Source organism: Pseudoxanthomonas sp. 3HH-4 (assembly GCF_006716465.1).
GTDB lineage: Bacteria > Pseudomonadota > Gammaproteobacteria > Xanthomonadales > Xanthomonadaceae > Pseudoxanthomonas_A.
Genome location: NZ_VFPB01000001.1, coordinates 1,290,273 through 1,316,396, shown reverse-complemented (window position 1 = coordinate 1,316,396; position 26,124 = coordinate 1,290,273). Strand labels below are relative to the sequence as shown.

Annotated in this window: 24 protein-coding genes; 10 read left to right on the top strand and 14 right to left on the bottom strand. The window is 67.1% G+C overall.

Annotation, left to right across the window (positions count from 1 at the left end; all coding sequences use genetic code 11):
* Positions 1-9 precede the first annotated feature (9 nt).
* The 3 genes from FB548_RS05965 to FB548_RS05955 all read right to left on the bottom strand — a co-directional run bounded on the left by FB548_RS05965 (position 10) and on the right by FB548_RS05955 (position 6,048).
* Positions 10-3,843: a YhdP family protein gene (locus tag FB548_RS05965; RefSeq protein ID WP_142123786.1), complete on the bottom strand. Its 3,834-nt coding sequence runs from the start codon at positions 3,841-3,843 to the stop codon at positions 10-12.
* Positions 3,844-3,951: 108 nt separating this feature from the next.
* On the bottom strand, positions 3,952-5,439 hold the full coding sequence (gene rng / locus FB548_RS05960; RefSeq protein WP_142123785.1) for a ribonuclease G: 1,488 nt from the start codon (positions 5,437-5,439) through the stop codon (positions 3,952-3,954).
* Positions 5,440-5,451: 12 nt separating this feature from the next.
* Positions 5,452-6,048 (bottom strand): Maf family protein, encoded by a 597-nt coding sequence (locus tag FB548_RS05955; RefSeq protein WP_142123784.1) that lies wholly within the window; start codon positions 6,046-6,048, stop codon positions 5,452-5,454.
* A gap of 161 nt (positions 6,049-6,209) precedes the next feature.
* Here FB548_RS05955 and FB548_RS05950 point away from each other — a divergent pair, with 161 nt between their 5' ends.
* Together FB548_RS05950 and FB548_RS05945 are read left to right on the top strand one after the other, a co-directional pair.
* Complete coding sequence (locus FB548_RS05950) at positions 6,210-6,956, top strand: SIMPL domain-containing protein (RefSeq protein WP_142123783.1); 747 nt, start codon at positions 6,210-6,212, stop codon at positions 6,954-6,956.
* Between the two features lie 209 nt (positions 6,957-7,165).
* Complete coding sequence (locus tag FB548_RS05945) at positions 7,166-7,831, top strand: energy transducer TonB (RefSeq protein ID WP_185741991.1); 666 nt, start codon at positions 7,166-7,168, stop codon at positions 7,829-7,831.
* 196 nt (positions 7,832-8,027) lie between these two features.
* Here the strand turns inward: FB548_RS05945 and rlmH are convergent, their stop codons facing one another.
* From rlmH to leuS, 7 genes are all read right to left on the bottom strand, one after another.
* Positions 8,028-8,498 carry a 23S rRNA (pseudouridine(1915)-N(3))-methyltransferase RlmH gene (rlmH, locus tag FB548_RS05940; RefSeq protein WP_142123781.1) on the bottom strand — a complete coding sequence of 157 codons (471 nt, stop codon included), beginning with the start codon at positions 8,496-8,498 and terminating at the stop codon, positions 8,028-8,030.
* A 55-nt stretch (positions 8,499-8,553) separates the two neighbouring features.
* Positions 8,554-9,315, bottom strand: a complete 762-nt coding sequence (locus tag FB548_RS05935; RefSeq protein ID WP_185741990.1) for a DUF695 domain-containing protein — start codon at positions 9,313-9,315, stop codon at positions 8,554-8,556.
* A 10-nt stretch (positions 9,316-9,325) separates the two neighbouring features.
* Entirely contained in the window at positions 9,326-9,742 is a 417-nt protein-coding gene (rsfS, locus tag FB548_RS05930) for a ribosome silencing factor (protein WP_056878289.1), read from the bottom strand.
* Between the two features lie 31 nt (positions 9,743-9,773).
* The gene (gene nadD, locus FB548_RS05925) at positions 9,774-10,451 is read right to left on the bottom strand and encodes a nicotinate-nucleotide adenylyltransferase (RefSeq protein WP_142123779.1); all 678 of its coding nucleotides are present in this window, start codon (positions 10,449-10,451) and stop codon (positions 9,774-9,776) included.
* A gap of 7 nt (positions 10,452-10,458) precedes the next feature.
* Positions 10,459-11,493 carry a DNA polymerase III subunit delta gene (gene holA / locus FB548_RS05920; protein ID WP_142123778.1) on the bottom strand — a complete coding sequence of 345 codons (1,035 nt, stop codon included), beginning with the start codon at positions 11,491-11,493 and terminating at the stop codon, positions 10,459-10,461.
* A complete protein-coding gene (gene lptE, locus FB548_RS05915) occupies positions 11,493-12,038 on the bottom strand; it encodes an LPS assembly lipoprotein LptE (protein ID WP_142123777.1) in 546 nt (181 codons plus the stop codon). The genes holA and lptE overlap by 1 nt, the downstream gene beginning before the upstream one ends.
* Positions 12,039-12,150: 112 nt before the next feature.
* Positions 12,151-14,787, bottom strand: coding sequence for a leucine--tRNA ligase (gene leuS, locus FB548_RS05910; RefSeq protein ID WP_142123776.1), 2,637 nt, complete (start codon positions 14,785-14,787; stop codon positions 12,151-12,153).
* A 106-nt stretch (positions 14,788-14,893) separates the two neighbouring features.
* Here leuS and FB548_RS05905 point away from each other — a divergent pair, with 106 nt between their 5' ends.
* Positions 14,894-16,192 (top strand): amidohydrolase family protein, encoded by a 1,299-nt coding sequence (locus tag FB548_RS05905; RefSeq protein WP_142123775.1) that lies wholly within the window; start codon positions 14,894-14,896, stop codon positions 16,190-16,192.
* Between the two features lie 24 nt (positions 16,193-16,216).
* Here the strand turns inward: FB548_RS05905 and FB548_RS05900 are convergent, their stop codons facing one another.
* The 4 genes from FB548_RS05900 to FB548_RS05885 form a co-directional block, all read right to left on the bottom strand.
* Complete coding sequence (locus tag FB548_RS05900) at positions 16,217-16,813, bottom strand: DUF998 domain-containing protein (protein ID WP_142123774.1); 597 nt, start codon at positions 16,811-16,813, stop codon at positions 16,217-16,219.
* 80 nt (positions 16,814-16,893) lie between these two features.
* Positions 16,894-17,484 carry a DUF4410 domain-containing protein gene (locus FB548_RS05895; RefSeq protein WP_142123773.1) on the bottom strand — a complete coding sequence of 197 codons (591 nt, stop codon included), beginning with the start codon at positions 17,482-17,484 and terminating at the stop codon, positions 16,894-16,896.
* A gap of 73 nt (positions 17,485-17,557) precedes the next feature.
* Positions 17,558-17,776, bottom strand: coding sequence for a helix-turn-helix transcriptional regulator (locus FB548_RS05890; protein ID WP_142123772.1), 219 nt, complete (start codon positions 17,774-17,776; stop codon positions 17,558-17,560).
* Positions 17,777-17,828: 52 nt separating this feature from the next.
* Positions 17,829-18,470 (bottom strand): hypothetical protein, encoded by a 642-nt coding sequence (locus tag FB548_RS05885; protein WP_142123771.1) that lies wholly within the window; start codon positions 18,468-18,470, stop codon positions 17,829-17,831.
* Positions 18,471-18,611: 141 nt separating this feature from the next.
* On the opposite strand from FB548_RS05885, the gene trxA reads away from it, so the two are divergent.
* The 7 genes from trxA (at position 18,612) to FB548_RS05850 (ending at position 26,103) form a co-directional block, all read left to right on the top strand.
* A complete protein-coding gene (gene trxA, locus FB548_RS05880; protein WP_142123770.1) occupies positions 18,612-19,466 on the top strand; it encodes a thioredoxin in 855 nt (284 codons plus the stop codon).
* 45 nt (positions 19,467-19,511) lie between these two features.
* A complete protein-coding gene (locus FB548_RS05875; RefSeq protein WP_142123769.1) occupies positions 19,512-19,976 on the top strand; it encodes a DUF4442 domain-containing protein in 465 nt (154 codons plus the stop codon).
* 72 nt (positions 19,977-20,048) lie between these two features.
* Positions 20,049-20,720, top strand: coding sequence for a DUF502 domain-containing protein (locus FB548_RS05870; RefSeq protein WP_142123768.1), 672 nt, complete (start codon positions 20,049-20,051; stop codon positions 20,718-20,720).
* Between the two features lie 3 nt (positions 20,721-20,723).
* Positions 20,724-21,500, top strand: a complete 777-nt coding sequence (locus tag FB548_RS05865) for a queuosine precursor transporter (protein WP_142123767.1) — start codon at positions 20,724-20,726, stop codon at positions 21,498-21,500.
* An 83-nt stretch (positions 21,501-21,583) separates the two neighbouring features.
* Entirely contained in the window at positions 21,584-22,600 is a 1,017-nt protein-coding gene (locus tag FB548_RS05860) for a serine hydrolase domain-containing protein (RefSeq protein WP_255470402.1), read from the top strand.
* A 138-nt stretch (positions 22,601-22,738) separates the two neighbouring features.
* Positions 22,739-24,397 carry a FecR domain-containing protein gene (locus tag FB548_RS05855; RefSeq protein ID WP_142123765.1) on the top strand — a complete coding sequence of 553 codons (1,659 nt, stop codon included), beginning with the start codon at positions 22,739-22,741 and terminating at the stop codon, positions 24,395-24,397.
* The gene (locus tag FB548_RS05850) at positions 24,394-26,103 is read left to right on the top strand and encodes a CHASE2 domain-containing protein (RefSeq protein ID WP_185741989.1); all 1,710 of its coding nucleotides are present in this window, start codon (positions 24,394-24,396) and stop codon (positions 26,101-26,103) included. The genes FB548_RS05855 and FB548_RS05850 overlap by 4 nt, the downstream gene beginning before the upstream one ends.
* Positions 26,104-26,124: the final 21 nt, after the last annotated feature.

Sequence of the window (26,124 nt, the reverse complement as noted above, 5' to 3'; positions counted from 1 at the left end):
CCGGCGGATTCAGGGGGCGCCGGCGCTGTCGGTGCGATCGTCGCTTCGGACGCGCGACTGCTCGCGCCCCACCACTTCGACCTTGGGCGACTTCCACGGACCGGTGACGCGGTAGGTCTTGGCGCCCATTTCCGCCAGCGGCTTCTTCAGCACGGCGTTGGCCACCGCACCCACTGCGGCGCCGATGGGCCCGCCCGCTACCGCGCCCACGGCGGTGAGGACGTTGGCGGATTTCGGCTTCACGTCCACGGTCTGGTCGAACCGTTCGGCCCGCAGGTCGGTGTCACCGCGGATCAGGATCTCGGCGGCGGGGCCGTCGATCAGCAGGTTGTCGCTGCGCGCCATGCCGCCGGTGAGGCGGATGTCGCCGTCGACGCGGTTGAACGCAAAGCCCTTGGAGAAGAAATCGCTGAAATCGAGCATCAGGCGGCGTCGTACTTCCGCCACGCTCAAAAGGCCCAGCACACGGCCCGCGCCCGGCTCGACTTCAAGCAGGTGCCCGTCGCGCGCGGCAAGCTTCACGCTGCCTTCCAATGCGGCCAATTGGAAGCCCGCGGGACTGCCCGACCAGCCGGCCTCCGCGGTGATCTGCCCGTGACCACCCCGCACACGGTCGCCCAGGCCCAGGTCGTCGAGTAGTTCGCCGAAGTTCTCGCTCTTCACGTCCACGGCAAAGTGCGTCCGCGCCGCGACACCGGAGCCGGTCCACTGGCCACGCACATCGATCTGCTGCCCCGGTGAGCGCAACTGCAACGGGTCGACATGCATGCCGTCCGCCCGTTGCTGCGTCCGCAGCTTGGCGGCCCCCAGTTGCGCATCGCCAAAGCGCAGATCGTCGATATCGAGCGACAGTGGAGGAATGGCGGCAGGATCGATGTCGTCCGTGGCTGCGCGCACGTTCGGATCGGCGCGCGCTGCGCTGCCCGCACCCGCCTTGCGCCAATGGACGCGCGCGAGCTTGCCGGCAATCGGCGCGCCCTTGGCATCCGGCACCAGCAGCGCGCCGGACAAAGCCTCGCCATCCAGCGAAACCGCGAGTGCCTGTTGCGCCGGGGCGAGCTGCAGCCGCGTATCGGGGAAGGAAGCGCCAATCATGAGCAGCTGGTCCGCGGTCACGTCGATATGGCGCAGTGGCAGGCTGTCGCTTCCACCACTGCCGCCACGCGCCACCGTCACCCACTCCATCGCGTCCAGCGTACCGGTATGTCCGGTGGCCACCAGCCCGGACGGCGGAGGCGCATCCTTCACCTCGTTGCTGCCCAGCACCACGCGCACACCGGTCTGGCCATTACTGGCGCGCGCGCGCAGCGCGAGCACCTTGCCGAAGGCCACGTCGATCTGTCCGCTGCCCATCGGCAACGGCGCACGCACGGTTGTCGCCAAGGACGTGGCGGCAGACTTGCGCAGCGGCGCCGGCAGGCTCATCGCGGTACCCACCAGATCCGATGTCAGGTTGAGCTGCGTCGGCGCTGCCGTCTTGCCCGCCGCCACGCGCGGGATGTTCACGCCCACCGTCCATTGCGAACGTCCGTCCATGTAGGGCTTCAGCCACGCCATCTCGGTGGCGCGGTCCAGCAAGCGGTCGGCTTCGACCATCGCGGACAGGTCGGCTTCGAACGCCTGCGTGCGATCGCGCGTGCCACTGCCTGCGCGCAGGCCCAGTATCCCCGCCTGCCCGTCGTGAACGACCTGCAGCGGACCCGAGGCGAACCCGCCATCGTCGTAGCGCGCCTTGCCACGCACATCGTCGAACACGAGGTCCCAGCGTTTCTCGGCCAGCTGCGCACCTTTCAGGTCCACCGTGCCGGCCAGCTTCTTGCGCGCCTGCTCACCCGCGTGCAGCGGTTGGAGCAGATCGAACGTCGCCGCCACCGGACCCTTGGCCTGCAGATGGTCGAGCGTGTCGCCGTAGGTCTTGTGCAGCGGACTCTGCCGCAGCAGCGCGAGCAGCTTGCCCGCATCGGTCTCGGTGCGCGCGATGATCTTCAGGTCGGCATCGCGGAAATCGGCGATGCCGGCCTGGAACGCCGGAATCGTCACGCCCGCCAGCGCCCCTCGTCCCTGCAACTGGAACCCGTTGCCGATGAAGACGATCTCGGCGTCGACCTGATCCAGCTGCGGCCACTCGGGCTGGAACTTGAACTGGCCATCGGCGATGCGGGCGACCGCTTCAAACCTGCCGTTCTGGTGAAGGAACGGCCAGTCGTCGAGGTCGCCGCTGACGATCGCGCGCCCTTCCCGCACGGTGCCGCCCACCAGCGCGGCATTGAGCCAGTCCACTGCGGTCTTGGGCATCTTGTGGTGGATCCAGAATCCCTTCGCCACCGGCACCGGCGCATCGGCCAGGTCCGCCGCGATGTCGATCCACGGTCGCGTGCCATCGCCCTGGAACCACATGCCGCCACGCACGTCGGCAGCGTAGTCGGTTCCCTGCACGTGCAACGCCGATGTCCCCACGCGCCAGCCCGTGCCTTCACGCCAACCCACCACGTCGCCTTCCAGACGCACGTCGTGCACCACTTCGAACCCGCTCGGCCAGTCGAAGCGCATGGTCGCTTCCGGATCCAGTTGCAGACGGAACCCCGCAGCGTCGCCATCGAAATCCCCCGCCAATCCGCGGATGCCGGGGGTATCGCCCACCGGGCGGAACGCGATGTCGCGCAACTGCCCTTCCACCCGCATCGGGCCGTTCATGCGCCCAGCCAGCGCCAGCCGCGCGAGGCGTGCGCCGGGCCGGGCCTGGAACAGCCAACGGCGCATGCCGGGATCGACCTTGTCGCTCAGCCCGAGCACCGCGAACAAGGGCCCCGCATCCACCTGGTCCGCCAGCAATGCATAACGCTCGCCGCCGGCCAGCACCAGGCCATCCAGCGTCTGCACCACGGGCGCCGTGCCCACCCGCAGGCGCGGAGCGTCAAATCGCCAGCCACCGGGCACCAGGCGCCAGCGCATGCGCCCTTCCATCTGTTCGAAATCGATGCGCGTCGGTGCGGCCGATGCAGGCAGCGGCGCGCCACGCAGACCAACCTGGCGCAGGTCGGCGTCCGCCGTCACCATCACCACGCGATGCCGGCGCAGTTCCGTCCAGGCCCGCACGCGACCCTTGCCGCGCTCGGCCACCACGCCGGCGTAACGCAGCAACGGCGACCAGGCGCCGATATCTTCCGCGGCCACATCGAGATAGGCACGGCCATCGCCGGCCTTGCGATCGAAGTCCACCGCCACGTTAAGTGGCGCCGCGTCCTTGCGTATCCAGGCCCGCGTGCCTGCGCGCACGCGATCGCCCTGGACGCGCAGGCGCAGGTCGATCTCGGGCAAGCGGATATCCCACCCCAGCGACGGCGCGATGATCGCAAGCCGTCCGTCGATGACCTGCAGCTCGCCCAGACCTTCAAGGCTGTCCAGCGGGTCCTCGGTGGATTGCTGCTGTCCGGGCAGCCCCTGTACCGACCAACGTCCGTCGTTCTCACGTTGCAGCGTCAGCGCCAGGCCACGCAAGCGCAACTCGGTGAAGGAACGGCCGGGCAACAATCCACCGTACATCGACACCAGCACCTCAGCCTGGCCGATACGCACACCGGCATCGCCTTCACCCAGGCGCAGGCCTTCGAGCTGCAACAGCGGTCCGCGGCGCGTCCATTGGGTCTTCACCGCATCGAAGGCGACGGGCCGGCCAGCGCGCTCGCTGAGCCATGCCGCGATACGATCGGGATGTCGCTCCGCCAGCGGCAGCACTTGGCTGGCGATGCCGAGCACCACGGCCATGCACACCAGCACCACCGCGATGCCATAGACGGCACTGCGACGAGCGAGGCGCAGGCGGCGGCGCAACGGGGTGGGCATCAGCTCGCTGCGCTCGCGGTGATTTGTGATTCGCGATGGGTGATTCGCACAAGCGAAGCGCGACTCGTGCCTTCGCGAATCACCCATTCCGAATCACAAATCACGGCTTCACAGCAACACGACATCGAACTGCTCCTGCAGATACTGCTCGTCCGCCTGGAAACGGATCGACTTGCCGAGGAACTCCTCCAGTTCCGCCACCGCCGACGATTCCTCGTCGGTGATGCGGGCGACGACCTTCGGCGAGGCGATCACCAGCAGGCGTGCGGCCTCGAACTGGCGCACCGCGCGGGTGATCTCGCGGAAGATCTCGTAGGTGACGGTCTCGGCCGTCTTGATGGCGCCACGCCCGCTGCATTCCGGGCAAGGCTCCGACAGCTGGCGCGCCAGACTTTCCACCGTGCGCTTGCGCGTCATCTCAACCAGCCCCAACGGCGAGAATTCGTACACCGTGGTCCTGGCGTGGTCCTTGGCCAGCGACTTCTCGAGCGTGCGCAACACCTGGCGGCGATGCTCGGGATCATCCATGTCGATGAAATCGATGATGATGATGCCGCCCAGGTTGCGCAGGCGCAGTTGGCGCGCGACGGCCTGCGCGGCTTCGAGATTCGTGCGATAGACGGTCTCTTCCAGATTGCGCTGGCCGAGGAACGAACCGGTGTTGACGTCGACCGTGGTCATCGCCTCGGTCTGGTCTATCACCAGGTAGCCGCCGGACTTCAGCGGCACCTGCTTGTCCAGCGCGCGGCCGATTTCATCTTCGACGCCGTACAGGTCGAAGATCGGGCGCTCGCCGGTGTACAGCTCGATGCGCTCCGCCAGCACCGGCATGTACTTGGCGACGAACGCCTGCAGGCGCTCGTAGGTTTCGCGCGAATCCACCTTCACCTTCTCCACGTCCTTGCGGATCAGGTCGCGCACGGCGCGCAGCGGCAGGCTCAGGTCTTCGTACAGGATGCTGCACGGCGGCAGCTCGCGGCCGCGCTTCTCGACGATGTTCCAGACGCGCGACAGGTAGGCCAGGTCCTCGGCCAGGGCTTCCGCCGGCTGGCCTTCGGCATTGGTGCGGATGATGTAGCCGTGTCCGCCATGCTGGGCGGCGAGATCGGTCACCACCTGCTTCAGTCGATGGCGCTCGGCATCGTCCTCGATGCGCGCGGAGACGCCGATCACCTTGGATTGTGGCAGCAGCACCAGGTAACGCGACGGTATGCTGATCTGCGTGGTGAGCCGCGCGCCCTTGCTGCCGATGGGATCCTTCACCACCTGCACGACGATGTCCTGCCCGTCGCGCAGCAGATCCATGATCGGTGCCGGCGGCGGCGCGGGCATCGGGGCGTCCTCGCCATTCACCACTGCGCCAGGCGAGGAGCGCACGATGTCGTTGGCATGCAGGAACGCCGCACGGTCCAGTCCGACCTCGACGAAGGCCGCCTGCATGCCGGGCATCACACGCTGCACTTTGCCTTTGTAGATATTGCCGACCACGCCACGGCGCCAGCCGCGCTCGATGTGCAGCTCCTGCAGCATGCCGTTTTCGATCACCGCGACGCGCGTTTCGCGCGGTGTGACGTTGACCAGGATTTCTTCCGACATGCTTTCCTTCCCTCAGGCTGACGCGGTGGCGACAGGCGCCGATGGATGGATGTCGAACTCGCGCAACAGTCTCGCGGTTTCGTGGAGAGGCAGGCCCATCACCGCCGAGTAGCTGCCGGCCAGGCGGGTGACGAATTGCTCGGCGAGTCCCTGGATCCCGTAGGCACCCGCCTTGCCCATGGCTTCGCCGCTGGCCACGTAGGCCGCGATGTCATCTTCGTCCAGTTCGGCGAAACTCACGTCGGTGACGACGAACGCCTGTGCTTCGCGCGCGGCACTGACCACCGAGACCGCGGACACGGCCTGGTGCGTGCGGCCCGACAACCGGCGCAGCATGGCGGCGGCATCGGCGGCGTCCACGGGCTTGCCGAAGACCTCGTCGTCCAGGATCACCTCGGTGTCGGCGCCCAGGACCACGGCACCGGGCGAGCCGATCACCTTCAGCAAACCGGCACCCGCCTTCTCGCGGGCGACCCGGCGCACGTACTCCGTGGCGGGTTCGCCGGGCTGGCGGTGTTCGGGGATGTCGAGGTCGATGCGGCCGAACGAGAGCCCCAGGCGGGTCAGCAGTTCGGCGCGACGGGGGGATTGGGAAGCCAGGTAGAGCATCCCGGAAGAATAACCCGCGGCGCCTGACTGAATGACCGCTGATGATGGCCGGGACGGCGCAACCCTGCAGCGCATCACGGCCCGTTCATGTCATCGTGAACACCCTTGCGCGTCGACGACGACCGGGTGCTCGCAAGCCCGAACCACGAAAAGGAGATCCCATGCGTCTGCCCCTGCTTCGCCCGCTGCTGCTCGCCATCACCCTGTCTCTGGGAACCACTGCCGCCATGACCACTTCCGCCCAGACTGCGCCGGCCTATGCCATCCCGGCCGACGGCACGTTGCTCAATGTTTCGGCGCAGGCCGAAGCCTCCCGCGTTCCCGATATCGCCACCCTTTCCGCCGGCGTGGTCACCCAGGCCGTCGACGGCAACACCGCCATGCGCCAGAACAGCGAGCAGATGGCCAAGGTCGTGGCCGCGATCAAGGCCGCCGGGATCGCCGACAAGGATGTGCAGACCAGTGGCATCAGCCTCAATCCGCAGTACCGCTACGCCGAGAACGAAGCACCGAAGATCACCGGCTACCAGGCCAACAACACCGTAAGCATCAAGGTCCGCGACATCGCCAAGCTGGGCAAGGTGCTGGACGCCCTGGCCGGCGTGGGCGCGAACCAGATCAACGGTCCCAGCTTCGAGATCGACAATCCGGAGCCGGTCTACGACGAGGCGCGCCTGGCCGCGCTGAAGAAGGCCCAGGCCCGTGCCGAGACCTACGCGAAGTCGCTGGGCCTGAAGGTGCGCCGCATCGTCAGCATCTCGGAGGGCAACGGCGGCTTCCGCCCGATGCCGATGATGGCGATGGCCAAGGCGGAGTCCTTCGATCGCGCCGGCGCAGCGCCCCCGGTCTCGCCGGGCGAAACCACCGTGTCGATTAACCTGGACGTAGTATTCGAGCTGGGCAAGTAAGCCCTGCCTTCACGCTTCCGACGACGGCGCCCTGCGGGGCGCCGTTTTTTTGGATGTGCGGATGGCCGGACTACGCCGAAGGTCGAACCCCCACCCCCTTGCGCACGCCATCCGCCGGAGTACAGTCTGGACGTGCGGCGCCGGGACGTTGCAACCCCACTCCCCGCGACCGAGCGTTGTTCCGTTCACAGCCCTCAAGGAGGTGGATCATGGTTCGCGCACTACCCCACGGTTCCGATACCCGCATCGACATCGGCCGCATCGCCGCCATCGCGGCCGCCATCGCGGTCCACGCCGCCGCCCTGCTCATGCTGCTGATGCCGATGGCGGCGCCGCCCATCGCGGTGGTCATCAAGCCAAAGCCCATTGTCCGCTGGATCGAAAAGGAAGAGACCACGCCCGTGGTCGTCCCGATCGTGGAGGAGAAGCGGATCACGAAGCCGGTTGAACCGCGACCGGTCACTACCCCGAGGCCTGCCACCGTCACTCCGTCGATCGAGACGCCTGTCATCGTCGAAGGCGGCAGTGAAGCCGTGATCGAAGTCTCCGTGCCCGACAGCACCGAGATCACCGGCCCGACGGTCGACCAGGGTCCTCTCGCCTCGGCCACACTGGAGTACGTCCGCGCGTCCTCTCCACGCTATCCGATCAGCGAGCTGCGCAGCGGCGTGCAGGGCACGGTGATCCTGCGCGTGCTGGTGGATATGGATGGCACGCCCCTTGACGTGACCATCGAGAGTAGCAGCGGCAACCGCAATCTGGACAGGTCCGCCCTCCAGCACGTGCTGAAGACCTGGCGCTTCAAGCCCGCTATGCGGAACGGGCAGCCAGTGCAGGCTTACGGCCTGGTGCCGATCGCTTTCAGCCTGCAGTGATCTTCCTGGAAGGAAAGCAGAAGCCCGCCTGCCGGCGGGCTTCTGCTTTCTGTAGGCCCGACGTGAGTCGTGACCGCGCGTCGTGCATGCACGGGAATCGGCATCCGCCACGGAAAGCGAGCCGATGTGGTGACAGATCAAGATCGGACGGTCTGCGGTCGCGACTCACGTCGTTCCTACAGGAAGCGCCAATCGCTCACGCGCGGTGGTAGGGATGGTTCGCCAGCATCGCCGCTGCGCGGTAGACCTGCTCGGCCACCAGCAGTCGCACCAGCATGTGCGGCAACGTCAGCGGGCTGAGCGACCACTTCTCGTGTGCAGCAGCCACGACATCCGGTGCATGGCCTTCAGGCCCCCCGATCAGCAGCGCGATATCGCGGCCCAGCGTCCGCCACTGTTCCAGCCGCTGGGCGAGTTGTTCCGACGAGTACGGCTTGCCGGTCACTTCCAGGGCGACCACATGGGCATTCTTCGGCAAGGCCGCGAGCACGCGCTTGCCCTCGTCCTCGATCGCACGCTGCGGATCGCGGCCCTTGCCACGCATGCCCGGCTCGATCTCGACCAGTTCGAACGGCAACCAGTGCGAGAGGCGCTTCTGGTATTCGGCAAAGCCCTGCGCGACCCAACTGGGCGCACGCTCGCCGGTGGCGATGAGACGGCATTTCATCGCGCCATGATAGCGGCGAGGGACGCCGCGCGGCATGAGAACCCGTTGGAGCGGACTAAGAAGTCCGGGGGACCACTTCGCATTCCCAGCCGCCATAGCGGCCGCCACATTCGCACGCAAGGTCGTACAGCGGCAGGCAGATGTCGTCGATGGCGCCATAGGCAGGCACATCGCGACGGAACACCTGTGCGCCCCACTCTTGCTCCCCGTCATCGTCGCGATTCGGTGTACGGTTTTCGAAGCCCATGACGGCGGCTTGTTGCAAGAACTCGTCACGTGCGCTGGCGCTGGGAAAGTAAGCCCAGTGATCGATGTCGCGCGGCTGTTGCAGCGCATCGCCCCGATCTTCGAGTGCGGCGCAGACATCGCGGTTCTCAATCGACTCCCGCTCGCGCGGGCCGGGATAGAGGAACTCGTGGTATGCGCTCCACGTCGAATCGGGGCGATGTCCTGACTGGTAGCGATATTCGGGCACCGCGCGCATCACCCACCCGACCTGCGCGTCCCAGGAATCGCCCTGCGCCAGGTAGAAATAGAAATCGCGGCAGCCCGACGAGGTGTTGCGGCCGGCATAGACGCCCTGGCCGTCAGGTACCAGCAAAGGGATCACCCGGTCTTCCAGTGCCACCAGCGCATCGAATTCCTGCTGACTGGACAGTCCGTCATCACGGGGTTCGCGCATCTCCACGCGTAACCACGCCATGACCGGATAGTCGTCCGCCGAGACTTCATCCGCCAGGCTCAGGTCGAGGTAGATCGACGCGGGCTGGTCGTCTACCCGGAGTGCATAGAAATTCCAGCGACCTTCCCTGGCCAACGGCGATCTCCTAGAGCCGCGATTCGTCCGCCGTCTCGACATCTTCCGGCGGCTGGTCGCCGACGGTCCACAGACGTTCGAGCGCATAGAACTCCCGCACGCGCGGCAGCATGACGTGGACGATGACATCGCCCAGGTCCACGAGCACCCACTCCGCCTCGCGCTCGCCTTCCACGCCGAGCGGCATCACGTCGAGCTTCTTGGCGAACTTCACCACTTCGTCGGCGATCGACTTCACGTGGCGGGTCGACGTACCGGACGCGATCACGAGATAGTCGGCAACGCTGGACTTGCCGCGCACGTCGATCTCGACGACATCCTTGGCTTTCAGTTCCTGCACGGCGGCATGCACCGTGGCGAGCAGGTCCGGCAGGGCCGGCGGCGGACTGGGGAGACGGGTCTTGATGACGTGGGCTTGGCTGGACAAAGGCTTGGTGGCTCTGGGAATACGGGAACGATTATAGCGAACCGGCGCCGGCAGCCCGTGATGCGTAAAGCCTTTCGTCGGCAATCGCGTCCGCCACCGCCGCAGGCACGAAATGGCGCCAGGCCTCGCCAGCGGCAATGCGGCGGCGGATCTCGGTGGCCGATTCCTGCTGGAGCGGCTGGCTCAGCCGGAATACGCGACCGGCGGGGGCACGATGCAGGTCTTCTGGCCGGTCGGTCCAGCGCCCTTCCAGCCGGGCAGCCAGCACCGGAGCGAGGCCGGCATCGAGCCCGCTGCCAGGGCGATCGGCGACGACGAAGTGCGCCAGGTCGAAGAGCGCGGACCATGTCCGCCAGGTGGGCAGGCCCAGCAGGCTGTCGGCCCCGATCAGCAAGGCGATGGAGGCCGCCTGACCGAGCTCTCCACGCAGCTCATGCAGCGTATCGATCGTGTATGAACGTCCGGCCGGATCGCGTTGTGCACGCTGCAGCTCGCGTCGATCCACGCGAAAACCGGGCACGTCCCGGACCGCGAGATCGAGCAGGTGCGCGCGCTGCGCCGCAGTGGCGCCAGGTGGTGCGCGATGTGGCGGGTCCGCAGCGGGCATCAGATCGATCGGCACGCCGAACTCATCACGCGCGGCACGCGCAATGGCCAAATGTCCGTTGTGGACGGGGTCGAACGTGCCGCCGTAGAAGACTCGCAGCATCGCCCCGTCAGGCCACCAGCAAGCGCACGGCCTTCGCCTCGGCGATCGCCAGCAGCAGGCGCTCCAGACCCACCCAGGCATCGCCATCGCCCCGCCCTTTCGCAGTGCGGTCGATCTTCGAGGCTTCGGCGACGAAACGGTCCCAGCGCGCAGGGGTTGCATGCCGCTGCAGCGCGCGCTTGAACGGCGCCTGCTTGGCTTCCCAGATGCCCTGCGACTTCATTTCGGCAGCGAGGTTGCCGCCGCTGGCCTGCACCCGCGCCAGCGCCGCGGTGCGCAATAATTCCTTGACGATCATCGGCATCAGGCCGGCGACCATGTCGCCTTCTGCGCGCAGGCCGGCGAGGATGCGCGACACCTGTGCGCCCTGCCCGGCCAGCACCGCGTCGGTCAGCCGGAAAACGTCGTAGCGGGCGGCGTTCGCAACCAGCGATTCCATGCGCTCGACATCCAGCACCTCGCCCGCGCTCAGCAACGCAAGCTTGTCGATTTCCTGCGCGGCCGCCAGCAGGTTGCCCTCGACGCGATCGGCCAGCAGTTGCACGGCATCGCGGTCTGCACGCACGCCCTTGCTGCGCAGGCGGCTTTCGATCCAGCCTGGAAGCTCATGCGGCTTGATCGCCCACGCCACTGCGACCACGCCGACGCGCGCGATAGCATCGCTCCATTTGCCTTGATAGGCCTTGCCCCATTCGCCGGCGGTGATCAGCAGCACCACGTCCGGCGGCGGGTTGGCGCAGAACGCGCTGATGATCTCGGCGCCCTCCTTGCCCGGTTTGCCACCCGGCAACCGAACCTCGACCAGGCGACGCGCACTGAACAGGCTGGGCGCATTGAAGCTCGCTTCGAGCCGGTCCCAGTCGAAATCACGCCCGTCAGCATCGAAGACTTCACGCTCGCCGATGCCCTGCGCGCGCGCTTGCGCACGCACCGCATCCGCCGCCTCCAGCACGCGCAGCGTTTCGGGGCCCGCGATCAGGTAGACCGGATGCAGCGTCTCGGACGCGCCGCGCGCGGCCAGCTGTTCCGGCTTGAGTTCCATCAGGGCGCTACGTTCGCCGGGCCGGAGCGCACCACGCCGTCGATGCGGCGGAGGATGGAGGCCGCCATGTCGCGGCGCAGCTCATCCGCGAGCACTTCGCGCTCGGTGGTGGTACCTGTGGCGTTGTCGGGTTGTGAAACATAGTCGCGCGACAGCTCCACCACCTGCTGTGGAACCAGATCGGTCCCGTCGGCCCGCCTGAATGCGAAGACCACCGCGTAGCGAAGACTGAACTCCTGGGATCGACCGAACTGGTCGACCGCGATGGGGAGATCGCCCCAGCGTTCGGACAGAATGCGCAACGTTGCAACCTGGTCTTCGCGCGCGGTTGTTGTGTCTTCGCCTGCGGGCGCGGCCAGCGTCGCACCCGCGCCCTGCAGGCCGCGCGAAAGGCTGGTGACCAGCGCGCTGTAGGACGTGGACGGTCCCATGACCCTGACAGGCCCGAGGTCGGACGGCAACGCAATCCTGTTGCGCAGGTGGAAACCACAACCGGCCAGGAAGACCAGGGCGACGACGAGCAGAGGCAGGCGGAATCGGGTCATGGGCGAAGTCTGGACGAGGCCGTCATGGGCGGCAATAGCGTAGCCGGACCGCAGGTGAACACCGGGGCAAGGCATCCTCCGCCGGTTTCCATCCGCAGCACGGCTTCGCCGCTCAACCCGCCACAATGTTGACGATCTTGCCCGGGACCACGATCACCTTGCGGATCGCCATGCCTTCAAGGAACTTCGCGGTATTCGGCTCCGCCCTGGCCAGCGACTCGACCTGGTCGCGCGGCGCATCGGCGCCCACCTCGATCGTGCCGCGCAGCTTGCCGTTTACCTGGACCGCCAAGGTGACCGAATCGCGCACCAGTGCGTCCTGGTCCACCTGCGGGAACGCCACATCCTCGATCAGCGTCTCGTCGTGGCCCAGCGCCTGCCACAGTGCGTGGCTGGCATGCGGTGTGATCGGGTTGAGCAGCAGCACCGCGGCCTCCAGTGCTTCCTGGCGCACCGCACGGCCCTGCGGACTGTGGTCGTCGAACTTGCCCAGCGTATTGGACAGTTCCATCACTGCGGCGATGGCGGTGTTGAAGCTGTGCCGCTTGCCGTAGTCGTTGCCGACCTTGTCGATGGTCTCGTGGGTCTTGCGCCGCAGCGCCTTCTGATCGGCCGTCAGCGCAGCGACGTCCAGCGCTTCGATGCCGGTGCCGTCCGCGACATGCTTCTGCACCTGCGTCCACAAGCGACGCAGGAAGCGCGCCATGCCTTCCACCCCGGCCTCGTTCCATTCCAGCGACTGCTCCGGCGGCGCGGCGAACATCGAGAACAGGCGCACGGTGTCCGCGCCGAACTTGTCGACCATCGATTGCGGATCGACGCCGTTGTTCTTCGACTTCGACATCTTCTCGACCGGGCCGATCTTCACCGACTGGCCATCCGCCTTCAGCGTGGCGCCGACGACGCGGGCCTTGTCATCGCGCTGGATCTCGACATCGACCGGATTGATCCAGTCCTTCGAGCCATCGGCGTTGTCGCGGTAGAACGTCTCGGCGATCACCATGCCCTGAGTCAGCAGGTTGGTGGCCGGTTCGTCGCTGTCCACCAGGCGCGCGTCGCGTAGCAGCTTGTGATAGAAGCGGAAGTACATCAGGTGCAGGATCGCGTGCTCGATGCCGCCGATGTACTGGTCTACCGACAGCCAGTAGTTGCCGCGCTTGTCGACCATGTCCTTGGCGCCCGGCGAGGTGTAGCGCGCGTAGTACCAGCTCGACTCCATGAAGGTGTCGAAGGTGTCGGTTTCGCGCTCGGCGGCGCCGCCACATTGCGGGCACGTGGTCTTGCGCCATTCGGGATCGGCCTTGATCGGCGATTTCACGCCGTCCAGGGTGACGTTCTCAGGCAGCACGACCGGCAGGTCCGAATCCGGCACCGGCACCGCGCCGCAGCCTTGGCAATAGATGACCGGAATCGGGCAACCCCAGTAGCGCTGGCGGCTGACACCCCAGTCGCGCAGGCGGTAGTTCACCCGGCGCTGTCCCTGGCCCTTGCGCTCGAAGCGTTCGGCCAGCGCCTCGAAGGCGCCGCGGTAATCCAGTCCGTCGAATTCCCCGGAGTTGACCAGTTCCAGGTCGTCGCGGGTCTTGTCGCCGTACCAGTCGCGCCAGGTGGTCGGGTCGTAGGTCTTTTCGTCGTCGTTCTTCGGTGCCTTCAGTGCGATGACCTGCTGGATCGGCAGCGCGTACTTGGTGGCGAACTCGAAGTCGCGCGGGTCGTGGCCCGGCACCGCCATCACCGCGCCGGTGCCGTAGCCCATCAGCACGAAGTTGGCGACCCACACCGGGACCTTGTCCCCGGTGACCGGATGGACGGCCCTCAGCCCGGTGTCCATGCCGCGCTTTTCCTGCGTCTCCAGCTCGGCTTCGGACACGCCGCCGTGCTTCAGTTCTTCCAGAAACGCGGCCAGCGCCGGATTGGACGCGGCCGCCTTCAGCGCCAGGGGATGCTCACCGGCGATCGACACGAAGGTCACGCCCATCAGCGTGTCCGGGCGGGTGGTGAATACCGTCAATGGCTCCTGGCCTTCGACGACGAACTGGATTTCCAGGCCCTCGGAGCGGCCGATCCAGTTGCGCTGCATGGTCTTGACTGCATCAGGCCAGCCGGGCAACTCGTCCAGGCCGTCCAGCAGTTCCTGTGCGTAGTCGGTGATGCGCAGGAACCATTGCGGGATTTCGCGCTTCTCCACCACTGCGCCGCTGCGCCAGCCGCGGCCGTCGATGACCTGCTCGTTGGCCAGCACGGTCTGGTCGACCGGGTCCCAGTTCACCACCGAGTTCTTGCGGTAGGCCAGGCCCTTGCGCAACAGCCGCGTGAACATGCGCTGCTCGTGCACGTAGTACTCGGGGCGGCAGGTGGCGAACTCGCGCGACCAGTCAATCGCGTAACCCAGCGACTTCAGCTGGGTGCGCATGTGCTCGATGTTGGCGTAGGTCCACTTGGCAGGCGCGGTCTTGTTCTTGATCGCGGCGTTCTCTGCCGGCAGGCCGAACGCGTCCCATCCCATCGGCTGCAGCACGTTGTGGCCGGTCATGCGCTTGTAGCGGCTGATCACGTCACCGATGGTGTAGTTGCGCACATGACCCATGTGCAGCGCACCGGACGGATACGGCAGCATCGACAGGCAGTAGTACTTCGGCTTGTCCGACTGCTCGTCGACCTCGAAGGCGCGCCGGGCCTCCCAGAAGGCCTGGGCCTGGGACTCGACGGTTTTCGGATCGTAGGAAGCGGGTTCGGCAACAGTGGACATGGCGGTGTGCGGCTAAGGCGACGGCAAAGCGGCCAAGGGTACCGCAGCGCACCATGGCCCGCCACGCCAACGGTTAGCATGGGCGCGTCGAAACCGGGGATCCAAGATGACCAAGCGCCTGTTTGCCCTAGCCCTGGCAGCCGCCAGCCTGCCCGCTGCGGCCGCCGAGCCCGCCCCTCCCGCCACGCTGGCCCTGCATTGCGGCCGGTTGTTCGATGCCCGCAGCGGCAAGGTGCTGGGCGAACACACGGTACTGGTCCGCGACGGCAGGATCGCCGAAGTCATTCCCGGCCGCGCCAAGCTGGCCGACGCCGAATCGATCGTCCTGAGCGACCACACCTGCACGCCCGGCTGGACCGACCTGCATGTCCATCTCGGCAGCGAATCCAGCCCGCAGAGCTACTCCGAAGGTTTCCGGCTGGACCCGGTGGACTACGCCTTCCGCTCCGTGGGCTTCGCCGAAAAGACCCTGATGGCCGGCTTCACCAGCGTGCGGGACCTGGGCGGCGACGTGGCGCCGCACCTGCGCGACGCCGTCAGCCAGGGCCTGGTGAAGGGTCCGCGCATATTCGCCGCCGGCAAATCCATCGCCACCACCGGCGGCCATGCCGACCCCACCAACGGCTACAACGACCGCCTCTCTCACCTGCTCGGCCCGCCCGGCCCGACCGAAGGCGTGATCAATTCGCCCGACGAGGCGCGCCAGGCGGTGCGCCAGCGCTACAAGGACGGCAGCGATGTCATCAAGATCACCGCGACCGGCGGGGTGCTGAGTTACGCCAAGTCGGGCGATGCGCCGCAGTTCGTGGTGGACGAGATCAAGGCCATCGTGGATACCGCGCGGGATTACGGCTTCCGCGTGGCCGCCCACGCGCACGGCAAGGAGGGCATGAAGCGCGCCATTCTCGGCGGCGTCACCAGCATCGAACATGGCACCTACATGGACGACGAGATCATGCGGCTGATGAAGCAGCATGGCACCTGGTACGTACCGACGATCTACGCGGGCCGCTTCGTGGCCGACAAGGCAAAGATCGACGGCTACTTCCCGCCCGTGGTCCGGCCGAAAGCGCAGCGCATCGGCGCGCTGATCCAGCAGACCGCGAGCAATGCGTACCGCAACGGGGTGAAGATCGCCTTCGGCACCGACATGGGGGTAGGCCCGCACGGCGACAACGCGCGCGAGTTCCTCTACATGGTGGAAGCCGGCATTCCCGCCAACGTCGCCCTGCAGGCCGCCACGATCCGTGCGGCGGAAGTGCTGGGCGTGGACGACCAGGGCGTGATCGAGACCGGCAAGCGTGCCGACATCGTGGCCGTCCCAGGCGATCCAGTGGCCGACATCAATGCGGTACTGAAGGTCGACTTCGTGATGAAGGACGGCAAGGTGTATCGCCAGCCGTGACCCTTGCCGTTCCCTGGCGGCGGACTACCGTCGCCAGGCCACCACGCACAGCCAGAGCAGCCACGCGGCATAGCCGAGTCGCTGCGCCACGCCCGCCGGCATCCATTCGACCGCCAGCAGCGCGCTGAACAGCACGATCGCGGCCGCCGCAACGCTCGCCACCACCGCCGGGCGCCACCCGCCCCGCCCCCGCATGCCGAGGGCGAACAGCGCTGCACCCGGCACGAATGCCACCCACCACAACAGCCATGCCGTCGCGTGCAGGCTGCTCGCGTCATTGTGCAGGTCATCGGGGTCCAGCGGCATCACGCCCAGCCCGGCGAAACCCAGCGCGGACAACAGCAGCAACTGCGCGCCGACGCGGGAGGGCCATCCTGCATCGGCCGGCAACCGGTGCCTCAGGTCCAGCGCAGTGCCTGCGGCCAGTATCCCCGTCAGCATGAAGCCCAGCAGGTTGAAGCCCAGCGCATGCGGAACGCCCTTCGCTCCAAGTACCGCCACCGGATGCCCGATCTGCGAGTACCCCGACAGCGCCAAGCCGAAGCCCAGCACGGCGCAGGTGAAGACAATCGCGGCGGCCACGCCGGTCAGGGGCAACAGGCGGGACGAGGGGATCAGCATGGCGTTCGCGGCGGGAGGAGACGATGTGTGCCGACGAACCAAGCCTGCACGCCGGGGACGCGCATCTTAGCGCCGGGGCCCTATTCCTTTTCCCAGCCGGTGCGGCCGCCCTGCGCGGTAGCCTGGTTTTCCTTGAGGTAATCCAGTGCCAGCGAGGCGCTGCGGACCAGCATGCTGTTGTCGGCGGCACCAAACGTCCAGGCACCCGCCATCCCCTTCGCATGCTGGTAGAACTCGGGCTCGGCGATCAATGCGCCAGTCGCCTGGTCGGTGAGCTTCACCTTCACCAGGATGCGCGAACTGCCCGCAAAGGCGCCCGCCCAGAACCGCGCGCCCCCGCTGATGAAGCGGATCTTCTCGATGCGCGGCTCGATCACCAGCGTCCGCACGGGTGCATGCGTGGCAGGTGCCGCGTTGCGCTCTGCAACCCACGCGCCCACGCGCTCGTCGAGGTTGCGCTGGAACGACGCCAGCGCCTCCTGGTTGGCCTTGTGCCCGGCATAGTCGGAGGCGAGCGTGGCGGGCTTGAGGTCGTAGCGGTCGAACTGTCCGAGTGCCTCGACCGGCGGCGGGTTCAACTCGGCCGACGCCTGGATCTCGTCCTTCGCCAGCACCTGGCCGACGAAAGCCCAACCCAGCAACATGCCCACGACGACGCGACGCACATCCATCACAGCCTCCGAACCGATCATCGACGCGGCCGATGCCGCGGCGGGGACCTTAGCAGAGCGCCGCCGTGAGGCCCTATGCCAAAGGTTGCCAATGGAAAACGTCCTCCACGCCCACCCCGAAGGCCCGTGCGATGCGGAAGGCCAGCTCCAGCGAGGGCGCGTAGCGCCCGGCTTCCAGTGCAATGATGGTCTGCCGCGTCACCCCGCAAGCATCGGCCAGGCCCTGCTGGGTCATCTCGCCACGCTCGAAGCGAAGCCTCCGGATATCGTTGGCGATCGGCGTGCCGGTCATCGGCAGTCGCCCCCATGTGGCGGTGAAACCCGTGCTGACTCTTCACCACCGTTCACGCCTGCGTCCCCCGCCTGTCCTTCCAGTACATCAGCGCGGTGGCCGCGTACTCGCAGAGCCACCCCCACATCAGCGCGAACACCAGCAGGTTGGCGATCATGAAGTGGGTCGCCCACGCCAGCCGATCCGCCGGCGAGAACGCCAGCATCACCGCCAAGCCAACCAGGCAGAACGTCAGCGCACTGCGTCCCAAGCCGGCAGCCTGCTTCTCGATCTCGCGGTCGCGTTCGTCCTCCTGCACCCGCCCCTTCCAGCGTGCGCCCAGCACACTGGTCAGCACGCTCCAGGCCACCAGCAGCAATACCAGGTTGCGCCCGACCGCGCGCGCATCCGGGTTGTCCCAGGCCGGGCCGGCGACGAATACCTGTGACTTGGCGAGGAAATAGCCCGTCGCCACCAGCATGAACGCCGTGCCCACCCAGGCCTTCCACTCGCCCGGTGACAGGCCGCGCTCGGCCTCGCCCATGGGCATGCGCGAAACCGCATACATCGACACCCAGGCCACGGTCACCAGTAGCGCGGTGCCCCATTTGCCCAGGTCGACGCCCAGCAGGATTCCCGGGCCGGCCAGCAGGGCCCAGAACGCCAGCAGGGCCCCGACAAGCAGCAACAGCCAACCACCGCGTCGCATATCCATTGACGTAACTCCTGCCGGACAAAATGTAAGCTGTACTTTACATTCGCATTGAGTAATGTCAAATCCTTTTTACATCACCTTGTATCCTGCCCGCCGCGGCACCATGTGAACGCGACTTCCCCACCCGCCACGAGCGACCCGATGAGCGAGCTGCCCCACGTTTTCGACGCCACCACCGAAACCTTCGAGGCCGACGTCCTGCGCAAGTCGCTGGAAGTCCCGGTGCTGGTCGACTTCTGGGCGACCTGGTGCGGGCCCTGCAAGACGCTGGGACCGATCCTCGAGAAGCTGGCCGGCGAGTACAACGGCGCCTTCCTGCTCGCAAAGGTCGACGTCGACAAGGAGCAGCAGATCGCGGCGGCCTTCCAGATCCGCTCGGTCCCCACCGTGTTCCTGGTCAAGGACGGACAACTGGTGGACGGCTTCCCCGGTGCGCTGCCGGAAGGCCAGCTGCGCGAGTTCCTGGCTTCGCACGGCGTCCAGCCAGCGGAAGCTGCCGCGGAGGTTGCCGACGCCGCGCCGCTCGACCCGCAGTCGCAGGTGGCCGCACTGCGCGAGGCCGTGGCCGCCGAGCCGGACAAGGACGAACTGAAGCTCGATCTGGTCCTCGCTCTGCTGAAGACCGGCGAGGCCACCGAAGCCGAGCGCCTGCTCGACGCGTTGCCTGCCAACCTCGCCACCGACGACCGTGCGGTCAAGGCACGCGCACGGCTGGGCTTCGCGTCGGCACTCAAGGACGCCCCGTCGCCCGACGCGCTGCGCGCTGCCGTGGCGGCGAACGCGGACGACCTGCGTGCGCGCCACCTGCTGGGCGTGCACGCACTGGTCGCCGGCGATTCGGAAGGCGCGCTGGAACAGTTCCTCGAAATGCTCAAGCGCGACCGCGCCTTCGAGGACGGCCTGGCACGCAAGAGCCTGATCGACGCCTTCCGCGTGATCGAAGATGAGGTCCTGGTCAGCCAGTACCGCCGGAAGATGTCCTCCCTGCTGTTCTGATTCCCGAATTGCCACGTACCTGTCCCTTTTGCACGCGCAGTACCCATGAAGCCCACTACCCTGCGACACATCTTCAATGTCTGGCCGCCGTTCCTGTTCAGTGGCGTCCACGTCACCGAGATGGCCGAGGACTGGAGCTTCGCGCGCGTCGAACTGCGCATGCGCCCGTGGAACCGCAACTACGTGGGCACCCATTTCGGCGGCAACCTGTTCGCGATGACCGATCCGTTCTGGATGATCCTGGCCAAGGAGCGGCTGGGCAGCGACTATTACGTCTGGGACAAGGCGGCCGAGATCGAATTCGTGAAGCCCGGCAAGGGCACGCTGCATGCGGAATTCCGCCTGGACCAACGCGTACTGGACGAGATCCACGCCGAGGCCGCCAACGGTCAGAAGCACCTGCGCTGGATGCCCGCTGACGTCTTCAATGCCCAGAACGAAGTCGTCGCCCGCGTGCGCAAGCAGATCTACGTGCGGCTGAAGCCCGAGGCTCGGCAGACCGGCGGCTGATCCACCCGCCGCTGCACAGCGTCCCGGCGATGGCGTTACGGAAAGGCCTGCGCGCCGGCCTACAATATCGCCATGCCCCCCGACCATCCCCCGCACCGCGTTTCGGTGCAGAAGCTCTTCATCACCGGTCTACTGACCCTGTTGCCTATCTGGCTGACGTGGGTGGTCGTCAAATTCGTGTTCGTGCTGCTGTCGGACATCAGCAAGCCGTGGGTCGAGCCGATGTCGCACCAGATCGCGGCAACCTTCCCGCAGTCGCTGGGCTGGTTCAACGGCCTGTGGGTGCAGAACACGATAGCCATGATCGCCACGCTGTTCGTGATCCTCGCCGTGGGCGCTTTGACGCGGCGCGTGGTCGGGCAGCGGCTGCTGCGCTGGTTCGAGGCCCTGATCGCGCGCGTGCCGCTGGCGAACGTCATCTACACCAGCGCGCGCAAGCTGCTGGACATGCTGGAGACCAAGCCGGGCAGCACGCAGCGCGTGGTGCTGATCGATTTCCCGCACCGGGACATGAAGTCGGTCGGCCTGGTGACCCGCGTGATCCGCGAGGAGGGCAGTGGCCGCGAGCTGGCTGCCGTCTACGTGCCGACCACGCCGAATCCGACCTCCGGCTATCTGGAGATCGTGCCAGTCGAGCTGCTGACGCCGACCGACTGGACCGTGGACCAGGCAATGAGCTTCATCATCTCCGGCGGCGCCGTCGCGCCGGAGACCATGCCGTTCACTCGCGCCGGGGACCGCTGAACCATGCACGCGCCGCGCACCCTGGATGATCGTGCGGTCCGCCTTTTCATCGTACTGGCGGCGGTGTTCTGCGCCAACGCGGTGCTGGCCGAATTCATCGGCGTCAAGATTTTCGCACTTGAAGACACGCTGGGCATCGCACCGCTGGAGTGGAACCTGTTCGGCCAGACCGGCTCGCTCAGCTTCACTGCCGGCACCTTGCTGTGGCCGTTCGTGTTCATCCTGACCGACACCATCAACGAGTTCTTCGGCAAGCGCGGCGTGCGCTTCATCTCATGGCTGGCCGTCGCATTGATCGTGTACGGCTTCCTGTTCGCCTTCGCGGCGATCGCACTGGCACCGGCCGGCTGGTGGGTGGAAGCGGCGCAGGCGCAGGGTGTGCCCGACTACCAGAAGGCCTTCGCAGCCATCTTCGGCCAGGGCATGTGGACCATCGCCGGCTCGGTGGTCGCCTTCCTGGTGGGCCAGCTGATCGATGTGTCGGTGTTCCACCGCATCCGCAACGCCACCGGCGAGCGCTGGGTATGGCTGCGCGCGACCGGTTCGACCGCGATCTCGCAGCTGGTGGACAGCTTCGTGGTGATTTACATCGCCTTCGTGCTGGGCCCGCAGAAGTGGCCGACTTCCCTGTTCCTCGCCGTCAGCACGGTCAACTACGCCTACAAGATGCTCGCCGCGATCGCGCTGATCCCGCTGCTGTACGTCATGCGCTACGGTATCCGCCATTACCTGGGGCACGAACGCGAACGACAGCTGCGCGTGGAAGCCGCCACGGACTGACGCCGGGCACATGCGCTAGGCTTGCACCGTTTCATCGAGGGGAGACGGCGATGAAGGCCATCTGGATACTCGGAGTGCTGCTGATGACCGCAGGCGATACCGGCACCTCGACGCGCGATGCCACGATCGACGCGTGGATGCGGGACTACACGGGCACGGTGCCCGGCGCATCCGTCCTCGTGCTCCACGAAGGCGAAGCGGTGTTCCAGCGCAGCTATGGGCTGGCCGATCTCGAGGCCGGTGTCGCCGCGACGCCGCAGACCAACTTCCGGCTGGCGTCGATCAGCAAGCAGTTCACGGCCGCGTGCATCCTGTTGTTGGCGGAAGAAGGCGCGCTGACCCTGGATGACCCCGTGCGCCGCTGGCTGCCGTCGTTGCCCGCGGTGACCGATGCAGTGACGCTCCGCCACCTGCTCAGCCATACCTCCGGCCTGATCGACTACGAAGACCTGGTGCCCGGCGATCAGGCCACCCAGGTGCATGACGCAGACGTGCTGCGACTGCTCGAACGTGAGGAACGCCTCTATTTCGCGCCCGGCGGCGACTATCGCTACAGCAACAGCGGCTACGCCCTGCTGGCGCTGGTGGTGGAACGCGCCTCGCGGCAGCCGTTCGCTGCATTCCTGCATGCACGCATCTTCGCGCCACTGGGCATGGATGGAACAGTCGCCCGCGAAGACGATGGCCCCAGCGTGGCGCACTGCGCATACGGCTACAGCCTGGTGAACGGCACATGGCAACGCACCGACCAGAGCACGACCAGTGCGGTGCTGGGCGATGGCGGCATCTATTCCTCCATCACCGACCTCGCGCACTGGGACGCCGCGTTGTACGACAACCGCCTGCTCAATGCCGCTTCACGCGCGCAGGCGTTCCAGCCAGCTACCGTTACCCGTGAGCCCGATGTGGCGCACTACGGATTCGGCTGGCGCCTGCAGGGTGGGATGCAGTGGCACTCCGGCGAGAGCATCGGCTTCCGCAATGTGCTGGTCCGCTTCCCCAAGCAGCGCTTGACCGTGGTCGTGCTGACCAATCGCGACACACCGGAACCGTATCCCCTGGCACGCCGCATTGCGGGCCTGTGGGGCGCCTCGCCCTGATCCACAGGCAAGCGAATAGGCTGGGCAAACGGAGCTAATGTGACGTGAAAACCGGCGAGAGCCGGCCAGCCGTTCAACTGGAAGCGCCTATAATTGTGACCGATTCAACATTTCGCAGACGCTTACGCGGGAGTGACGATGCACAAGTGGGCGATCCAAGGGAAAGGATGGCTGGGTTGCGGACTGGCGATCCTGTTACTGGTTTCGTGGTCGGCCCAGGCGCAGGAATGGGCCTACCGCGTGCGTCCCGGTGACACGCTCTGGGATGTGACGGGAGCGTACCTCAAACCCACTATTCCCTGGCAGCGGCTGCAGGACCACAACGGCATCGCCAATCCCTATGCGCTCACACCGGGCTCCACCCTTCGCATTCCGCTGCAATGGCTGGACAGCCAACCCGCCCGCGCCAAGGTCGTGGCCGTGCAGGGCAGCGCGGTCACCCGGACCACCGCGGCCGGAGCCGATGCCCCCGTCACCGCCGGCATGTCACTGGGCAGCGGCGCCATGCTGAAGACCTCGCCGGACGCATCGCTCAGCCTACAGTTCGCCGATGGTTCGCGCCTGTTGTTGCTGGGCGGCAGTGAACTGCTGTTGGACCGCCTCACGCGTTTCGGCCGCTCCGGCATGGCCGACACGCGCCTGCGCCTGCAGCGCGGACGCATTGGCAACGAAGTCCGCCGCCTGCGCGGACCTGCAGCGAACTTCATCGTCGACACGCCCAGTGCATCCTCCGCGGTGCGAGGCACCCAGTTCCGCGTCGAAGCGGGTGACGACCACACGCATGCCGAAGTCCTCGAAGGCCGCGTCGCGGTGAGCGCACGCAACCAGCGCGGCGCGCTGCTCCGTCCGGGTTTCGGCACCGTAGTGGCCATGGGCCAGTCCACCGTGACGCCCGTGAAACTGCTGCCGGCACCCGACCTGTCGCGGACTCCATCGCTGTCGCAAAGCGCACGCCCCGAACTGAGTTGGCCCGCGGTGCCGGGCGCGCAACGCTACCGCGTGCAGGTCAGCGAGCGCGCTGCTTTCGACAGCCTGCGGGTGGATGCGGAAAGCGATGCGCCGGCCTTCACTTTGCCCGCGCTCGGTGCCGGTCGCTACTTCGTCCGCGTACGGTCGATCGATGCCGTCGGCCTGGAAGGCCGCGATGCCGTCGTCCAGCTCCGGATCGACGACCAGCCCGTGCCGCCGTATTCCGTCGCCCCGGCTGCCGCAAGCGTCGTGCGCACACCGGAGGTCGCCCTGGCATGGACCGGCGCACCCGGCGCAGTCGCCTATGAGTACGAAGTGGCCGGCACCGCCGGATACGCTCGGCCGGTCGCACGGGCCCGGGTGAACGACACCACCTCCACCCGCCTGCCCGACGCCCTCCCGCCGGGCGAATATGCCTGGCGCATCCGCAGCGTGGACAGCCAGGGGAAAACCGGCCCCTTCGGTGACAGCCTCGCCTTCACGGTGCGCCCCCTGGTCGAAGTGACCGCCATCGATGGCGCCGAAGCCGAAGCCGGCAACACGCGCGAGGTGACCTTCCGCTGGCCCGCCGGCCAGCCCGGCCAGCGCTACCGCTTCCAGATGTCACGCACCCCGGACTTCAGCGAGGCAAAGGTGGACACGCTGGTCGACCAGCCTGAAATCACCCTGCCGCGCCTGCGCAGCGGCACGTGGTACCTGCGCGCCCAAACGATCGATGTCGACGGGTTCGAGGGTCCGTTCCCGGCGCCGCAGGTGATCGACGTACCCTGCCGGCTGTGCCGCATTGGCGTTGGAGCAGGGGCATTGCTCATACTGCTCGCCCTGTGAGTACCGCCGCGCCCGCGCCCAAATGGAAACCCCGCCTGCTGACGGCGGTGGGCGCGGCTGCGCTGGCGATTCTGGTCACCCTGTCCGGCCTGACCCTGGCGCCGGACGCCGCGATCTACGACACGCTGGCGCTCGGCGCGGCTCCGGACGCCGACCCTCGCATCGTGGTGGTCGACATCGACCAGAAGAGCCTGGCCGAACTGGGCCGCTGGCCCTGGTCGCGCCGCACGCATGCCCAACTGGTCGACCGGCTGACGCTGGCCGACGCGAAGGGCATCGCGTTCAACATCCTGTTGTCCGAGCCGGCCCTCTTCGACCCCGAAGGCGATGCGCTGCTTGCGCGTGCGATCAGTCGCAGCGGCCGCGTGGTACTGCCGGTGTTCGCCGAGCCCGTCCAGCTCAACGGCGCGACCGTCGAACTGATGCCGATCCCGGAATTCGCCGCCTCGGCCGCTTCTCTGGGCCACGCCGAGATGGTGCTGGATGAAGATGGCGTGGCACGCAGCGTCTACCTGCGTGCCGGCCTGGGCTCACCCCACTGGCCGGCACTTGCGCTGGCTTTGCTCCAGTTGGAACAGTCAACCGGCGCCAATGCGGAGCTGCCGGGACGCAGGCTGGTGACCACCGACCTGGCGCCGGCATCGCCTTACGAGTGGGTGCGCGACCACGAAGTGCGCGTGCCGTTCGCTTCGCCGCCCAACGCTTTCCGCCACGTGTCGTATACGGACGTCCTCAATCAGCGCATCCCCGCCTCGCTCCTGCGCGGCAACTGGATCATCGTGGGCGTCAGCGCAACCGGCATGGGGCCGATCACCCGTGCGCCCGGCCAGCCGGCAACCGCCAGCATGAGTGGCGCGGACTACCAAGCCAATCTGTTGAACATGCTGATCAAGGACGCCGCCATCACCCCGCTGGGAGAAGGATGGCAGGCAGGCTTGTCCGCGGCGCTGGCCGCACTGCCGTTGTTGCTGTCCCTGCTGCCGGGGCTGCGCCGTATCTGGCTTCCCACGGTACTGACCATGGCAGGCACCGTGGTGATTTCGGTACTGCTGCTGCGCTACGGACACGTCTGGTTTTCTCCTGTGCCGGCATTGCTGGTGCTCGCCCTGGGCGCATCGCTGTGGATCTACCGGCTGCTGCGCAGGACCCACAAGCAGGCGCAGTCGGATGCATTGACGGGGCTCGCCAACCGCACCCGTTTCGATCACGCGCTGGACCAGGAGTTGCGCGTCGCACGTCGCAGTGACCAGCCGCTGTCGCTGCTGGTGATGGACATCGACCACTTCAAGCAATTGAACGACACCCAGGGACACGCCGCAGGCGATGCCGCATTGAAGGCGCTGGGCCGCATCCTGCGCAGCCGCGCGCGGCGACCGCGCGATCTGGTGGCGCGCCTGGGTGGCGATGAGTTCGCACTGCTGCTGCCGGAAACCTCGGCGCAGGCAGCGGCCACCATTGCCACCACCATCCACGTGGATCTGGCCAACCAGGGCCGGAAGCCCCACGGCACCAGCGCGGGCACATCACCGCCGTTCACCGCCAGTATCGGCATCCACACCCACATGAGTGGCGACGACGCCGGGCCGGAAGACGTGTTCGACCGAGCCGACGCCGCGCTCTACCGGGCCAAGCAGGCCGGCCGCAACCGCAGCGTCAGCCATACCGGCGAGCCCGACGCTATCGGAACGTCCGCCACGCGGGTGTGAGGTCCGGTACCGGCTCCGGCA

Excerpts from the sequence above, each read along its gene's own strand:
- FB548_RS05890 (WP_142123772.1), bottom strand. The coding sequence starts at position 17,776 with ATGACCGGCACGCCGATCGCCAACGATATCCGGAGGCTTCGCTTCGAG.
- rlmH (WP_142123781.1), bottom strand. The coding sequence starts at position 8,498 with ATGAAATGCCGTCTCATCGCCACCGGCGAGCGTGCGCCCAGTTGGGTC.
- FB548_RS05895 (WP_142123773.1), bottom strand. The coding sequence starts at position 17,484 with ATGGATGTGCGTCGCGTCGTCGTGGGCATGTTGCTGGGTTGGGCTTTC.
- FB548_RS05875 (WP_142123769.1), top strand. The coding sequence starts at position 19,512 with ATGAAGCCCACTACCCTGCGACACATCTTCAATGTCTGGCCGCCGTTC.
- FB548_RS05965 (WP_142123786.1), bottom strand. The coding sequence starts at position 3,843 with ATGCCCACCCCGTTGCGCCGCCGCCTGCGCCTCGCTCGTCGCAGTGCC.
- FB548_RS05865 (WP_142123767.1), top strand. The coding sequence starts at position 20,724 with ATGCACGCGCCGCGCACCCTGGATGATCGTGCGGTCCGCCTTTTCATC.
- FB548_RS05955 (WP_142123784.1), bottom strand. The coding sequence starts at position 6,048 with ATGCTCTACCTGGCTTCCCAATCCCCCCGTCGCGCCGAACTGCTGACC.
- FB548_RS05945 (WP_185741991.1), top strand. The coding sequence starts at position 7,166 with ATGGTTCGCGCACTACCCCACGGTTCCGATACCCGCATCGACATCGGC.
- FB548_RS05870 (WP_142123768.1), top strand. The coding sequence starts at position 20,049 with ATGCCCCCCGACCATCCCCCGCACCGCGTTTCGGTGCAGAAGCTCTTC.
- rng (WP_142123785.1), bottom strand. The coding sequence starts at position 5,439 with ATGTCGGAAGAAATCCTGGTCAACGTCACACCGCGCGAAACGCGCGTC.
- FB548_RS05885 (WP_142123771.1), bottom strand. The coding sequence starts at position 18,470 with ATGGATATGCGACGCGGTGGTTGGCTGTTGCTGCTTGTCGGGGCCCTG.
- FB548_RS05950 (WP_142123783.1), top strand. The coding sequence starts at position 6,210 with ATGCGTCTGCCCCTGCTTCGCCCGCTGCTGCTCGCCATCACCCTGTCT.
- FB548_RS05855 (WP_142123765.1), top strand. The coding sequence starts at position 22,739 with ATGCACAAGTGGGCGATCCAAGGGAAAGGATGGCTGGGTTGCGGACTG.
- trxA (WP_142123770.1), top strand. The coding sequence starts at position 18,612 with ATGAGCGAGCTGCCCCACGTTTTCGACGCCACCACCGAAACCTTCGAG.
- lptE (WP_142123777.1), bottom strand. The coding sequence starts at position 12,038 with ATGACCCGATTCCGCCTGCCTCTGCTCGTCGTCGCCCTGGTCTTCCTG.
- FB548_RS05860 (WP_255470402.1), top strand. The coding sequence starts at position 21,584 with ATGACCGCAGGCGATACCGGCACCTCGACGCGCGATGCCACGATCGAC.
- leuS (WP_142123776.1), bottom strand. The coding sequence starts at position 14,787 with ATGTCCACTGTTGCCGAACCCGCTTCCTACGATCCGAAAACCGTCGAG.
- nadD (WP_142123779.1), bottom strand. The coding sequence starts at position 10,451 with ATGCTGCGAGTCTTCTACGGCGGCACGTTCGACCCCGTCCACAACGGA.
- FB548_RS05900 (WP_142123774.1), bottom strand. The coding sequence starts at position 16,813 with ATGCTGATCCCCTCGTCCCGCCTGTTGCCCCTGACCGGCGTGGCCGCC.
- FB548_RS05905 (WP_142123775.1), top strand. The coding sequence starts at position 14,894 with ATGACCAAGCGCCTGTTTGCCCTAGCCCTGGCAGCCGCCAGCCTGCCC.
- holA (WP_142123778.1), bottom strand. The coding sequence starts at position 11,493 with ATGGAACTCAAGCCGGAACAGCTGGCCGCGCGCGGCGCGTCCGAGACG.